Raw genomic sequence first — 13,828 nt, 5'->3', positions numbered from 1 at the left:
GCCCCTTCACAATGACCCGAATCGTTACGCGCGCCTGTTCTCCCGTCGACGCCGAAATCCTCGTGCGCCACGGCCTGCATCCGGTGCTCGCGCGCCTCTATGCGGCGCGCGGCGTGTGCCTGCCCGACGAGCTCGAAACCGGCCTCGCGCGCCTCGTGCCGCCCGCCGCGCTGAAGGGTTGCGACGAGGCCGCCGCGCTGCTCGCCGACGCCATCCAGCAGAAGCGCCGCATGCTGGTCGTCGCCGATTACGATTGCGACGGCGCCACCGCCTGCGCAGTCGCGGTGCGCGGGCTGCGCATGTTCGGCGGCAAGATCGATTACCTCGTGCCGAACCGCTTTGAATACGGCTATGGGCTCACGCCCGAGATCGTCGCGCTGGCCGCGCAAAGCGCGTCGGGCAAGCCGGAACTGCTGATCACCGTCGATAACGGCATCGCGAGCGTGGACGGCGTGGAAGCGGCGAACGCGCTCGGCATCGACGTGCTCGTCACCGATCACCATCTGCCCGGCGACCAGTTGCCGGCCGCGCGCGCCATCGTCAATCCGAATCAGCCGGGCTGCGAGTTCCCCAGCAAGTGCATTGCGGGCGTCGGCGTGATGTTCTATGTGCTGCTCGCGTTGCGCGCGGAATTGCGCCGGCGCGGCGCGTTCGGCGACGACTTTCCCGAGCCGCGTCTGGACGGCCTGCTCGATCTGGTCGCGCTCGGCACCGTCGCCGATGTCGTGAAGCTCGACGGCAATAACCGCGTGCTCGTCGCGCAAGGTTTGCAGCGCATCCGCAAAGGCAAGATGCAGCCGGGCATCGCCGCCCTCTTTCGCGCGGCCGCTCGCGACGCGCGCAACGCGTCGGGCTTCGACCTCGGCTTCGCGCTCGGTCCGCGCCTGAACGCGGCCGGACGGCTGTCCGACATGTCGCTCGGGATCGAATGCCTCACCACCGACGACATCGGCCGCGCATGGGAACTCGCGCAGCAGCTCGACACGATGAACCGCGAGCGGCGCGAGATCGAAGCCGGCATGCAGCAGCAGGCGCTCGACGACCTCTCGTCGATCGACCCCGACGGCGCGACCACCATCACGCTGTTCAATCCGGCGTGGCATCAGGGCGTGATCGGCATCGTCGCGGGACGGCTGAAGGAGAAGTTTCACCGGCCCGCGTTCACGTTCGCGCTTGCCGACGACAGCGGCCAGCTCGTCAAAGGCTCGGGGCGTTCTATCGCGGGCTTTCATCTGCGGGATGCACTCGATCTGATCTCGAAGCGCGAACCCGGCATGATCGTCAAATTCGGCGGCCACGCGATGGCCGCGGGCCTCACGCTCGCGACCGCCGACGTGCCGCGCTTCACGGCCGCGTTCGAAGCGGTCGGCCGCGAATGGTTGAGCGACGACGCGCTGTCGCGCACCGTCGAAACCGACGGCGAACTCGAGGACGCGTATTTCACGCCGCAATTCGTCGACATGCTCGACGCAGCCGTGTGGGGCCAGGGCTTTCCGGCGCCGGTGTTCTCAGGCGAATTCGACGTGGCGTCGCAGGCGCTCGTGAAGGACAAGCACCTCAAGCTGCAACTGATGCGCGGCCGCCAGCGCTTCAACGCGATCTGGTTCAACCACACGGACACGCTGCCCGCGCGCACCACGGTCGCGTACCGGCTCGCGAGCGATACGTGGAACGGCGTGTCGCGCGTCCAGTTGATCGTCGAGCATGCGGTGAGCTAGCACGCTCGTCAACGAACTGCCGCGGCCGCGCTCGCCCTACTCGCGCCCAACTCGCACCGCCCCGAAAATCTCCGCAAAATCAACCGCGAACAAGCGCCGGATCGCCGGGAGGCATCCGGCGCGGCACGCCGATCGGCTATAATTTCCCCTTTTTACGAAGCCACAAAGATCGACATGGAAGCGGAACGTCTCAACGCGATCGAAGCCTCTCTGGCGGACCTGCGCACGCGCGCGGCCGACCTACGGGGGTATCTTTGACTACGACGACAAATCTCGTCGTCTGATCGAAGTCAACCGGGAACTCGAAGACCCGGACGTCTGGAACGACTCGAAACACGCCCAGGCGCTCGGCCGGGAAAAGAAGCTGCTCGACGACACGGTCGGCAAACTCACCTCGCTGCACAACGACTTGCGCGACGCGCAAGACCTGTTCGAGATGGCGCGTGAAGAAGGCGACGACGAAACGCTCGTCGCCTGCGAAGCGGACGCGCAAGCGCTCGAGCAGCGCGTGGCCGACATGGAATTTCGCCGCATGTTCGCGAACCCCGCCGACCCGAACAACGCGTTCCTGGACATCCAGGCCGGCGCGGGCGGCACCGAGGCGTGCGACTGGGCCGCCATGCTGCTGCGCCAGTACCTGCGTTATTGCGAACGCAAGGGCTTCAAGACGGAAGTGCTCGAGCAGACCGACGGCGACGTCGCGGGCATCAAGAACGCCACCATCAAGATCGAAGGCGAATACGCGTACGGCTTTTTGCGCACCGAAACCGGCGTGCACCGCCTCGTGCGTAAATCGCCGTTCGATTCTTCGGGCGGGCGTCATACGTCGTTCTCGTCGGTGTTCGTGTATCCGGAAGTCGACGATTCGATCGAAGTGGACATCAACCCGGCCGATCTGCGTATCGACACGTACCGCGCGTCGGGCGCGGGCGGTCAGCACATCAACAAGACCGATTCCGCGGTGCGTATCACGCACATGCCGTCGGGCATCGTCGTGCAATGCCAGAACGACCGCTCGCAGCACCGCAACCGCGCGGAAGCCATGGCCATGCTGAAATCGCGCCTGTACGAAGCGGAAATCCGCAAGCGTCAGGCCGAGCAGGACAAGCTCGAAGCCGGCAAGACCGATGTGGGCTGGGGTCATCAGATCCGCTCGTACGTGCTGGACAACAGCCGCATCAAGGATCTGCGCACCAACGTCGAAATCAGCAATACGAAGAGCGTGCTCGACGGCGATCTCGATCCGTTTATCAGCGCAAGCCTGAAGCAAGGCGTCTAAGCGACAACCGGCGCGGCACGCACAGCCGCGCCGCCTCTTTTTATTGCCTGAGGTTTTTCACCGACTGGCTGTTCGCAAGCGGCTCGACCCACGCGGACCACGAACACCAAGACCATCATGAACGAACCGATCCAACCGAACCTCGTGCCCGAGGTGGACGACAACAAGATCATCGCGGAGCGCCGCGAAAAGCTGCGCGAATTGCGCGAGCAAGGCGTCGCCTATCCGAACGATTTCCGTCCCACGCATCACGCCGAAGATCTGCAGGCGCAGTTCGAGCACACCGACAAGGAAGCGCTCGAAGCGAATCCGCTCGAAGTCGCGATCGCCGGCCGCATGATGCTCAAGCGCGTGATGGGCAAGGCGAGCTTCGCGACCGTGCGCGACGGCTCGGGTCAGATCCAGTTCTTCATCACGCCGGCCGACGTCGGCCAGGAAACGTACGACGCCTTCAAGAAGTGGGACATGGGCGACATCGTCGCGGCGCGCGGCGTCCTGTTCCGCACCAACAAGGGCGAGCTGTCGGTGCGCTGTACCGAACTGCGTTTGCTGTCGAAGTCGCTGCGTCCGCTGCCGGACAAGTTTCATGGCCTGTCGGACCAGGAAATGAAGTATCGGCAGCGCTACGTCGATCTGATCGTCACGCCGGAAACGCGCAAGACATTCGTCGCGCGAACCAAGGCGATTTCGTCGATCCGCAAATTCATGGCGGATGCCGGCTTCATGGAAGTCGAAACGCCGATGCTGCACCCTATTCCCGGCGGCGCGGCGGCCAAGCCGTTCACCACGCATCACAACGCGCTCGACATGCAGATGTTCCTGCGCATCGCACCCGAGCTGTATCTGAAGCGTCTCGTGGTCGGCGGCTTCGAGCGCGTGTTCGAGGTCAACCGGAATTTCCGTAACGAGGGCGTGTCCGTGCGCCACAATCCGGAATTCACGATGATCGAGTTTTACGCGGCCTACACCGACTACAAGTGGGTGATGGATTTCACCGAGCAGTTGATCCGCCAGGCCGCCATCGACGCACTGGGTACGGCCACCATCACGTACCAGGGGCGCGAGCTGGATCTGGCCAAGCCGTTCCACCGTTTGACGATCACGCAGGCCATCCAGAAATACGCGCCGCAATACACCAACGAGCAGCTCGCCGACAGCGCGTTTTTGCGCACCGAGTTGAAGAAGTTCGGCGTGGATGCGTCGCAGCCGCAGTTCCTGAACGCGGGCGTGGGTTCGCTGCAACTCGCGCTCTTCGAGGAAACCGCCGAGTCGCAGTTGTGGGAGCCGACGTACATCATCGACTATCCGCTCGAAGTGTCGCCGCTCGCGCGCGCGTCGGACAAGGTCGAGGGCATTACGGAGCGCTTCGAGCTCTTCATTACCGGCCGCGAGATCGCCAATGGCTTCTCGGAGCTGAACGATCCGGAAGACCAGGCCGCGCGCTTCAGGAAGCAGGTCGACCAGAAAGACGCCGGCGACGAAGAAGCCATGTTCTACGACGCGGACTATATCCGCGCGCTCGAATACGGCATGCCGCCGGCGGGCGGCTGCGGCATCGGCATCGACCGTCTGGTGATGATGCTGACCGACAGCCCGAGCATCCGCGACGTGATTCTGTTCCCGCATCTGCGTCGCGAGGACTGAAGACCGCGGTTTTTGCTTGCGGTTGGTTTTTGGAAACGCCCGGCTCTATGTCGGGCGTTTTCTTTTGCGCACGCCGCATCAGGCGCGGTTTGTAACGATAGGTAAAAGGCCCGCTGCCCCCAGCCTCCGCACGACGGCTTTCCGGCAAATCGTTACAATTCGAAACGCCTCGGGGATCGAATTCCGCGAGACTGGGTCTCACTAGAAGTCACTCTGCCGAAGACGGAGGTCAAGATGGACAAGCCCAACACGCAACCCGCCACACAAGCTGCCCCGCCGACGCCGCCGACTCAGCGGCGGCTTCATCCGCTCGTCGCGACTGCCGCGGGCGCGGTGATCATCGCGAGCCTGGTCGCCACGGCGGCCGTCACCGGCATGTTCCCGAAGGCGTCGAGCAACGGCGAGCCGACGAATCAGACGCAAGCGGCGCAGGTTGTGCCGCAAAGCGCGCAGCAACAGCAACCTGTGGTCGATTCGGCGGCGCCGGCGAATCCGGCTGCGCAGCAGCCAGCGCAGACAGCCGCCGCACAGCCCGCCGAGCCGCAACGCGCACCCGCACCCGTGCAGCAGCAATACGCCCAACAGCAACCCGCGCCGCAACCACAGGCCGAGCCCGCGCCTCAATACGCTCAGCCACAGCAGCCTGTACAGCAAGCGCATTGCTCGACGTGCGGCACGGTGGTCGCGATCTCCGCGGCGCGTCAGGAAGGACACGGCACCGGCATCGGCGCAGTCGGCGGCGCAGTGGCCGGCGGCGTGGTCGGCAACCAGTTCGGCAGCGGCAACGGCCGCACCGCGATGACGCTGCTCGGCGCGCTCGGCGGCGGGCTCGCCGGCAACTCGGTCGAAAAACATATCCGCAGCACGACGTCGTATTCCGTGCGGGTACGGATGGAAAACGGCAAGACGCGCTACTTCACATATCACGAAGCGCCGCCCTTCCAGCAAGGTCAGCGCGTTCGCGTGCAAAACGGCACGCTCGTCGCGGACTAAATGCCGCGGCGCTTAAACCTCACACGCACAAGAAGTCAGCGCGCATAAAAAAGGCGATTCCAATGATGGAATCGCCTTTTTCCTTGCAGCCTCGGCATCCGCCGAAACCGCTTCGCAACCTCAGTAATCCGCGTCTTCAATCCATGCAGCCTGAATCGCCTCGAGAATTTTTTCGTTCGACCGGTTGGGGTCGTCGTCGAATCCTTCCAGCTCCGTGACCCAGCGATGCAGGTCGGTGAAGCGCACCTGCTGCGGATCGACGTTCTGATGCTTGTCGGTCAGGGCCATCGCGATGTCTTGCGTATCGGTCCACTTCATGGCTGCGTCCTCCTGTTAGTGGTTTTCCTTCGCGTGATTGATCGAGTAACGCGGGATTTCAACGACCAGGTCCTGCTCGGCCGGCACGATCGCCTGGCACGACAGACGCGAAGCCGGCTCGAGCCCCCACGCCTTGTCCAACAGATCGTCCTCGTCTTCCTCGGACGGCGTCAAGGCGGCGAAACCCTCACGCACGATCACGTGACAGGTCGTGCACGCGCACGACTTCTCGCAGGCATGCTCGATTTCGATGCCGTTATCGAGCAGGTTGTCGCAAATGCTCTTGCCGGGCACGGCTTCGATCACCGCGCCTTCCGGGCACAGTTCGACGTGAGGCAGCACAACGATTTGAGGCATACATTTTCCGTTTGGGTCTGAGGCGCGGCCTCAAACAGGCTTCGCACCATTTTACTGGCGACGCGCGGAGTTTTTAAGTCCGCGTGTCTTTAAGTCCATCGCGCTCATGGGTTTGCAGCGGCGAACCGCGGCTGGCCACGTGAGCGCGGCAAGCGTCAGATCTCGTCGAGCTTGCGGCCGGCGAGCGCGCGGCGAATGCCCTTGTTCATGCGGCGGGCGGCGAATTCGTCGGTGCCTTCGGCGAGCTTTTTCGTCGCCGCTTCGATTGCGTCGACGTCGTCGCTCTGCGCCACGTCGCGCAAGCCGTTCAGCAGCGCGTCGAGTTCCGCGCGTTCGCTGTCGTCGAGCAGTTCGGCGTCGGCGGCGAGCGCCGCGCCGGTTGCTTCGATCAAACGCCGCGCCTCGACTTGCGCCTCGCGCAGTGCGCGGGCGCGCATGTCGACTTCGGCGGTCGAGAAGCTGTCCTCCAGCATGCGCGCGATGTCGTCGTCGGCGAGACCGTACGACGGCTTCACGACCACCGACGCCTCCACGCCCGAGCCCAGCTCGCGCGCGAACACGGACAAGAGGCCGTCCGCATCCACCTGATACGTCACGCGGATGCGCGCGGCGCCTGCCGCCATCGGCGGAATGCCGCGCAGCTCGAAACGCGCGAGCGAGCGGCAGTCGCTGACGAGTTCGCGCTCGCCTTGCACGACGTGGATCGCCATCGCGGTCTGGCCGTCCTTGAAGGTCGTGAAATCCTGCGCGCGCGCGACCGGAATCGTCGAATTGCGCGGGATGATCTTCTCGGTCAGCCCGCCCATCGTCTCGACGCCGAGCGACAGCGGAATCACGTCGAGCAGCAGCCAGTCGTCGCCGTCCGCGCCGCGGTTGCCCGCGAGCAGATCGGCCTGGATCGCCGCGCCGAGCGCCACGACCTGGTCCGGGTTGAGATTGGTCAGCGGCGGCTGGCCGAAGAATGCTTCGACCGCGCGGCGAATCACCGGCATGCGGGTCGCGCCGCCCACCAGCACGACGCCCTTGATGTCCTTCGTCGCGACTTTTGCGTCACGCAGCGCTTTCTTGGTCGGGCCGAGCGTGCGTTGCACGAGCGACTGTGTGATGGCCTCGAAAGTGGCCTCGCCGATCGTCAGATCGATCCTGGTGCCGTTCGAAAGCGTCGCGGCGAGGGTTGCCTCAGGCGCGTCCGACAACGCCTCCTTGGTCGTGCGCACGCTGTCGAGCAGCAGCCGCACGTCTTCCGGCGCGAGCGACTGCGGCGCGATGCCGGCTTGCTGCAGCACATGGCGATAGAGCGCGTGGTCGAAATCGTCGCCGCCGAGCGCGGAGTCGCCGCCCGCCGCCAGCACTTCGAACACGCCTTTCGTGAGCTTCAGAATCGACAGGTCGAAAGTGCCGCCGCCGAGGTCGTAGACCGCATAGAGACCTTCGGAGCCGTTGTCGAGGCCGTAGGCGATCGCGGCCGCCGTCGGTTCGTTCAGCAGGCGCAGCACGTTCAGGCCGGCGAGGCGCGCGGCGTCTTTCGTGGCCTGGCGCTGCGCCTCGTCGAAATAGGCCGGCACCGTGATGACCGCGCCGACCAGTTCGTCGCCGAGCGTGTCTTCCGCACGCTGGCGCAGCGTCGCGAGAATTTCCGCCGACACTTCGACCGGACTCTTCACGCCGTCGACGGTGCGGATCTGCACCATGCCGGGCGCGTCGATGAAGTCGTACGGTGCGTTTTCGGCGCCCTCGACTTCCGCCTTGCCGCGGCCCATGAAGCGCTTGACGGAGACGATCGTGTTGTGCGGATCGGTCGCCGCCTCGGCCTTGGCCGCGCGGCCGATACGCCGGCCGCCCTTTTCCAGGTAGCGCACGACAGAGGGCAGCAACACGTGGCCATCTTCGTCAGGCAGCACGTCGGGCACACCGCTGCGCACGGCGGCGACGAGAGAATTGGTCGTGCCGAGATCGATACCGACCGCCAGACGCCGCTGATGGGGCGCCGGCGCCATGCCGGGTTCGGAGATTTGCAGTAAGGCCATCTGGATCTTCTCGGAGCCGCGAAGCCCCGTCCTGAATTTTGCGTTGCTGGATGTAGTGCCAAAGCCGCGTCAGCGCCGATGCGATGCGACGCGCTGAACGAGGCTAGCTCTCGAGCCGCTCGATCTGCGAGCCGGTTTCCGACGCCACCCGTTCGATGAACATCAACTGCCGCACCGCCTCGCCCGCCGCCTGGTCCGCGCCGCTGTCGAGCAATGCGCCGAGCTTGTCGAAACGCACGCGCTCTTCGTCGCGCAATTCGCCGAGCAGCGCATCGAGCGCGTCGACGTTCTTCGCCGCGGCGGCGTCTTCGATCGCTTCGCGCCATTCCATCTGCTGCATCAGAAACGCCGGCTCCATCGCCGTGTTGTCGTGCGCGCCGATGTCGATGCCGCGCAGATGCAACAGATACGTCGCGCGCTTGAGCGGATCGCGCAGCGTCTGATACGCCTCGTTCGCGCGCGTCGCCCATTGCATCGCGATGCGCTTTTGCGCGTCGCCGGCCGCCGCGAAGCGGTCCGGATGCACTTGCGCCTGCACCGTGCGATACGCGTGATCGAGCGCGGCGGGATCGAGCGCAAATTGCGCCGGAAGACCAAAGAGGTCGAAGTGGCTATCGTTCAGCGAGGCCATCGGATAGAAGTTTCCGTTCATTCAAAGGAGCGCATGCAAAGCGCAGTCCCGCGGTGCGATCGTGGGATCATGCGATCTTGCGAAGCAAACTAAAAAGGCGGCCCGCGCCGCCTTTGGTCCGCTCACGCGGAAGTTCCGGTTATACGCGGAACGACTCGCCGCAACCGCACTCGTCCTTCACGTTCGGATTGTTGAACTTGAAGCCTTCATTCAGGCCCTCGCGCGCGAAATCGAGCTCGGTTCCGTCGATATAAGCAAGGCTCTTCGGGTCGACAATGATCTTCACGCCGTTGCATTCGAACACCTCGTCTTCGGGCGCGAGTTCGTCCACATACTCGAGCTTGTAGGCCAAGCCGGAGCAGCCGGTGGTGCGCACGCCCAGACGCAGGCCCACGCCTTTACCACGACGGATCAGATACTTCTGCACGTGCTGTGCTGCCTTTTCGGTCAACGTAATTGCCATAGCGTTTCTCATTGCGCGGTGCGTGCCGACGCCCCGCTGCCCTGCCTGCATCAAATATCGCTCATGCGTGACGGCGCGAACCCACCGCGCCGTTCGCTTCCGCCGTTCGCTTCAACTCGCCCGATCGCTTTCGAACTCGTGGCTTCAGGCGTGCTGCTGGTCGCCTTCCACTACTGCTGCTTCGCCGTGACGTTGCTTGTAGTCGGCGACCGCTGCCTTGATCGCGTCTTCCGCGAGAATCGAGCAGTGGATTTTCACCGGCGGCAACGCGAGTTCTTCGGCGATCTGCGTGTTCTTGATCGACATAGCCTGATCGAGCGTCTTGCCCTTCACCCACTCGGTGACGAGCGAGCTCGACGCGATCGCCGAACCGCAGCCGTACGTCTTGAACTTCGCGTCTTCGATGATGCCGTCCGCGCCCACGCGGATCTGCAGCTTCATCACGTCGCCGCATGCGGGTGCGCCGACCATGCCGGTGCCGACCGCGTCGTCGTCCTTCGAGAACGAGCCGACGTTGCGCGGGTTTTCGTAGTGGTCCAGAACCTTGTCGCTATAAGCCATGATTACACTCCTTGATTCGTTTCAATCTGCGTGTTCGTAAATTGCGCGGTGAACTGTGCGGTAAATTGCGCGATCGTTTCGACTAGCCGGCGCGTCAGTGCGCTGCCCACTGAATCGTCGAAATATCAATGCCGTCCTGGTGCATTTCCCACAGCGGCGACAGATCGCGCAGCTTCGCAATTTTCGTCTTCAGCAGATTGATCACGTAGTCCACGTCCTGCTCGGTCGTGAAGCGGCCCACCGTGAAGCGGATCGAGCTGTGCGCGAGTTCGTCGTTACGGCCAAGCGCGCGCAAGACATACGACGGTTCCAGCGAAGCCGACGTGCACGCCGAACCCGACGACACCGCCACGTCTTTCACCGCCATGATCAGCGATTCGCCTTCGACGAAATTAAAGCTGATGTTCAGGTTGTGCGGCACACGCTTTTCCATGTCGCCGTTCACATAGACTTCGTCGATCTCCGACAGCCCGCGCAGCAAACGGTCGCGCAGCATGCGAATGCGCTCGTTTTCCGTTGCCATTTCCTCGCGCGCGATGCGGAACGCCTCGCCCATGCCGACGATCTGGTGCGTAGCCAGCGTGCCCGAACGCATGCCGCGCTCGTGACCGCCGCCGTGCATCTGCGCCTCGATACGCACGCGCGGCTTGCGGCGCACGTACAGCGCGCCGATGCCCTTCGGACCATACGTCTTGTGCGCCGAGAAGGACATGAGGTCGACCTTCAGCTTTTGCAAATCGATATCGATCTTGCCGGTGGCTTGCGCGGCGTCCACGTGAAAAATAATGCCTTTTTCACGGGTGATTTCGCCGATTGCCTCGATGTCCTGAATCACGCCGATCTCGTTGTTCACCGACATCACCGACACGAGAATCGTGTCCGGGCGAAGCGCGGCCTTGAACTTCTCGAGGTCGATCAGACCGTCGTCCTGCACATCCAGATACGTGACTTCGAAGCCTTCGCGCTCCAGCTCGCGGCAGGTGTCGAGCACGGCCTTGTGCTCGGTCTTCACCGTGATGATGTGCTTGCCCTTGCTCTTGTAGAAGTGCGCGGCGCCCTTGATCGCGAGGTTGTCCGACTCGGTTGCGCCCGAGGTCCAGATGATTTCGCGCGGATCGGCATTGACGAGCGCGGCGACGTTTTCGCGCGCTTCTTCGACCGCGCGCTCAGCCGTCCAGCCATACGAATGGCTACGCGACGCGGGGTTGCCGAACTGCTCGCGCAGATACGGAATCATCTTGTCCACCACGCGCGGATCGACCGGGGTCGTGGCGCTGTAGTCCATGTAAATGGGCAGGTGGGGAATCTCGTTGTTCATGTATCGCTCCGGGGACGTCGTGTGCTCTGGCTTCTGAATTCGTGATCGCGCTGCGGTATGCCGCGCCGCGTCTTACGAACCGGCCATGTTGAAAACGGAATTAGGACCTTTGGGCGCCACGCGAACCGGCTCGACCGCCGGCGCCTCACTGCGCCTGTCGCGCAGAACGGCCGGCGCGCCTTCGCGCGAACGTTGCTGGTCGACCAGATCTTTCAGCGAGACCGAATCCAGGTACTCGACCATTTTCTGGTTCAGCGTGGACCACAGCTCATGCGTCATGCAATGGCCGTCGTGCTGCTTGGTGCCCTCGCACGAGCCCTTGCCGCCGCATTGGGTGGCGTCGAGCGGCTCGTCCACCGCGATGATGATGTCGGCCACCGTCACGTCTTCGGCGCGGCGCGCGAGATTGTAGCCGCCGCCCGGCCCGCGCACGGACTCGACGATTTCATGACGACGCAGCTTGCCAAACAGCTGCTCGAGGTACGACAGGGAGATATGCTGGCGCTGGCTGATACCTGCAAGCGTCACCGGGCCCTGCTCCTGGCGTAAAGCCAGGTCGATCATCGCCGTGACGGCGAAACGGCCTTTCGTGGTGAGTCTCATATGTATGGGGAACCGCTATTCTCGACAAGTTTTGTCAAGTATAAATACATGACCGATTTAGTCAAGTATCCCTCCTGGGATGTGGGTCATTACTTAATTGCTCGCGCGCTTTTTCCCAGCGACGCCGCGACCTAGTCGATCAATTGGGGGCGCAATGCGGCGATGAGCCCGCGGCAAGCCGCCTCGCATTGATCCAGCACCTGCTCGAAACCTTCCGCGCCGCCGAAATACGGATCGACGACTTCGCGCGAACCGCTCCAGCGAGCGTCGCTTTCGGGCACGAATTCCATCAGCAGGCGAATCTTGTCCTGCTGGTCCGGCGGACACACCTGGCGCAGCGCGGCGACGTTCTTGTCGTCCATTGCGATCAGCAAGTCGAAGCGGTCGAAGTCGATGTCGGCTATCTGCCGCCCACGCAGTGCCGCGAGATCGTAGCCGCGGCCGCGCGCGGCCTGCTGCGCGCGCTCGTCCGGCGGCTGGCCGATGTGCCAGTCTCCCGTGCCGGCGGAGTCGATCAGAATGCGCCCACCGAGCTTCGCCTCGTCGACGAGACGGCGCATCACGGCTTCCGCGGTCGGCGAACGGCAGATGTTCCCGAGGCAGACAAAGCAGATGGACACAGTTTTCATCGGAGGCTTCTTTTGCGCTTTTCGGCGCGGTGAGGTGCGAATGGCGGCAAATACGCCGCGACGCGACGCCCGCCGCGCGGTGCCGCGATTATACAAAGGCGCACGAAATCGCGCCGCGGACGCCGCCCGGCATTGCTTCGGCCGCTCGCGGGCTCAGGTTCAAGTTCAGGACGCCTGCGCCAGAGGCAGCGCGGTCACGGTGCGCAACGGCTTGACCGGCGCGGACGACGCGTCGTCGATCATGCCGTAGGACGCCGCCCGCGCCAGTTCGGCGGTCAATTGGTCTGCCGCCAGCGGCGCCTGCGAGCCGCGCGCGGACAGATCGCCGCAAATGTGCAGATACGCCACTGCCGCTAATCCGACGACCAGTGCGAGAGGCCAGTACACCGCTATTGTCTTTTTCATGATGTCGTTCTTCCAGAGGAGGGGTAGCTAAGCTCATCGCTTACTATGCCCATGACGAATCCTATAGGAATAGCCAATCGGGAAAAACCGGCTCAGGCGCGATACAGCGTTGTCGGAAATGGAACAGTGATTTGATGCGGACACGATCAGGCGCGATCGGCTCACGCCTGGCACGAAAAATAAGTCCTTACAAAAGCATACAAAGCTACCGCCACGGATGCGCATAATTGCGGTCTCATTACTACGAAACCTACTGTCTCGGGCTTGAAATGAAACGCTTCGCACCCTTTGCCGCTGTCGCCGTCGCCGCCCTGCTCGGCGGCTGCGCCGTCTATCCGGACGGCACGCCGATGTACAGCAACGGCTACAGCACCTACGACGGCTACTACGACGCGTACGGCGCGCCCGTCCCGCAGACGAACGTCTACATGGGCTACAGCAATTATTACGGTCCGGGCTATTACGGCGGTCCGGGGCGCTATTACGGTCCAGGATACGGCGGATACCGAGGGCGGCCGTACTACGACGGAGACCACGGCAATCGGGGCGGAAACGGTGGGCCGCATGGCCAACCCAACGGTGGACCTCGCGGCCAGCCCAACGGCGGACCGCCTCCGCAGGGAGCGGTCGCGGGTCCGCGCGGTCCGAGCGGCTCGAATGCGCCGCGGCCCGGCGTCGCGCCGCCGCCCCCGCCGCCGCCCGCGCCGGCGCCAGCACCGCAGGCGGGCGGTCGCGGCGATGCCGGCGCACCCGTGTTGAGAGGCAATCCGGCTCGGGGCATGACGACGCATTAGAGCAGCGCTTTAGCGGCGGTGAACGGCACGCCGCGGGCACGCCGCGGCGTGTCAAGCGACTTGCCACGCGGGCCAGCCTTGGCGTATG

15 protein-coding genes are annotated in these 13,828 nt (G+C 64.0%); 5 read left to right on the top strand and 10 right to left on the bottom strand.

The annotated features are described in order from the left end of the window. Positions 1–11: 11 nt before the first annotated feature. The 4 genes from recJ to AB6809_RS06800 all read left to right on the top strand — a co-directional run bounded on the left by recJ (position 12) and on the right by AB6809_RS06800 (position 5,634). Complete coding sequence (gene recJ / locus AB6809_RS06815; protein ID WP_006051280.1) at positions 12–1,718, top strand: single-stranded-DNA-specific exonuclease RecJ; 1,707 nt, start codon at positions 12–14, stop codon at positions 1,716–1,718. Between the two features lie 174 nt (positions 1,719–1,892). Continuing rightward, a protein-coding gene (gene prfB / locus AB6809_RS06810) for a peptide chain release factor 2 (protein WP_107706556.1) occupies positions 1,893–2,997 on the top strand; the annotation gives its coding sequence in 2 pieces (ribosomal slippage) (positions 1,893–1,973 and positions 1,975–2,997; 1,104 coding nt in all). A 117-nt stretch (positions 2,998–3,114) separates the two neighbouring features. Continuing rightward, positions 3,115–4,641, top strand: a complete 1,527-nt coding sequence (gene lysS / locus AB6809_RS06805; protein WP_029967482.1) for a lysine--tRNA ligase — start codon at positions 3,115–3,117, stop codon at positions 4,639–4,641. 234 nt (positions 4,642–4,875) lie between these two features. Continuing rightward, positions 4,876–5,634 carry a glycine zipper 2TM domain-containing protein gene (locus AB6809_RS06800; protein WP_371026135.1) on the top strand — a complete coding sequence of 253 codons (759 nt, stop codon included), beginning with the start codon at positions 4,876–4,878 and terminating at the stop codon, positions 5,632–5,634. A gap of 120 nt (positions 5,635–5,754) precedes the next feature. On the opposite strand, the gene iscX is transcribed toward AB6809_RS06800, so the two are convergent. The 10 genes from iscX to AB6809_RS06750 form a co-directional block, all read right to left on the bottom strand. Further along, positions 5,755–5,952: a Fe-S cluster assembly protein IscX gene (iscX, locus tag AB6809_RS06795; protein WP_006051276.1), complete on the bottom strand. Its 198-nt coding sequence runs from the start codon at positions 5,950–5,952 to the stop codon at positions 5,755–5,757. Between the two features lie 15 nt (positions 5,953–5,967). Then, on the bottom strand, positions 5,968–6,309 hold the full coding sequence (gene fdx / locus AB6809_RS06790; RefSeq protein WP_006051275.1) for an ISC system 2Fe-2S type ferredoxin: 342 nt from the start codon (positions 6,307–6,309) through the stop codon (positions 5,968–5,970). Between the two features lie 155 nt (positions 6,310–6,464). Continuing rightward, on the bottom strand, positions 6,465–8,336 hold the full coding sequence (gene hscA, locus AB6809_RS06785; protein WP_371026134.1) for a Fe-S protein assembly chaperone HscA: 1,872 nt from the start codon (positions 8,334–8,336) through the stop codon (positions 6,465–6,467). 103 nt (positions 8,337–8,439) lie between these two features. Beyond that, positions 8,440–8,967 carry a Fe-S protein assembly co-chaperone HscB gene (gene hscB / locus AB6809_RS06780; RefSeq protein ID WP_029967488.1) on the bottom strand — a complete coding sequence of 176 codons (528 nt, stop codon included), beginning with the start codon at positions 8,965–8,967 and terminating at the stop codon, positions 8,440–8,442. A 139-nt stretch (positions 8,968–9,106) separates the two neighbouring features. Further along, positions 9,107–9,430 carry an iron-sulfur cluster assembly protein IscA gene (iscA, locus tag AB6809_RS06775; protein WP_029967490.1) on the bottom strand — a complete coding sequence of 108 codons (324 nt, stop codon included), beginning with the start codon at positions 9,428–9,430 and terminating at the stop codon, positions 9,107–9,109. 144 nt (positions 9,431–9,574) lie between these two features. After that, entirely contained in the window at positions 9,575–9,991 is a 417-nt protein-coding gene (gene iscU, locus AB6809_RS06770) for a Fe-S cluster assembly scaffold IscU (RefSeq protein ID WP_006051271.1), read from the bottom strand. 94 nt (positions 9,992–10,085) lie between these two features. Continuing rightward, the gene (locus AB6809_RS06765) at positions 10,086–11,309 is read right to left on the bottom strand and encodes an IscS subfamily cysteine desulfurase (RefSeq protein ID WP_006051270.1); all 1,224 of its coding nucleotides are present in this window, start codon (positions 11,307–11,309) and stop codon (positions 10,086–10,088) included. Between the two features lie 72 nt (positions 11,310–11,381). Continuing rightward, positions 11,382–11,912 (bottom strand): Fe-S cluster assembly transcriptional regulator IscR, encoded by a 531-nt coding sequence (gene iscR, locus AB6809_RS06760; RefSeq protein WP_006051269.1) that lies wholly within the window; start codon positions 11,910–11,912, stop codon positions 11,382–11,384. A gap of 131 nt (positions 11,913–12,043) precedes the next feature. Next, positions 12,044–12,541 (bottom strand): low molecular weight protein-tyrosine-phosphatase, encoded by a 498-nt coding sequence (locus AB6809_RS06755; protein ID WP_107706553.1) that lies wholly within the window; start codon positions 12,539–12,541, stop codon positions 12,044–12,046. 165 nt (positions 12,542–12,706) lie between these two features. Beyond that, entirely contained in the window at positions 12,707–12,946 is a 240-nt protein-coding gene (locus AB6809_RS06750; protein ID WP_107706552.1) for a hypothetical protein, read from the bottom strand. A gap of 269 nt (positions 12,947–13,215) precedes the next feature. Between AB6809_RS06750 and AB6809_RS06745 the strand changes: the two genes are divergently transcribed. Next, positions 13,216–13,740 carry a hypothetical protein gene (locus tag AB6809_RS06745; protein ID WP_044021733.1) on the top strand — a complete coding sequence of 175 codons (525 nt, stop codon included), beginning with the start codon at positions 13,216–13,218 and terminating at the stop codon, positions 13,738–13,740. The last annotated feature ends 88 nt before the right edge of the window (positions 13,741–13,828 follow it).

Origin of the sequence: Paraburkholderia sp. RCC_158 (assembly GCF_041355255.1) — a bacterium.
GTDB lineage: Bacteria > Pseudomonadota > Gammaproteobacteria > Burkholderiales > Burkholderiaceae > Paraburkholderia > Paraburkholderia graminis.
This window is presented reverse-complemented; position numbering and strand designations above follow the sequence as displayed.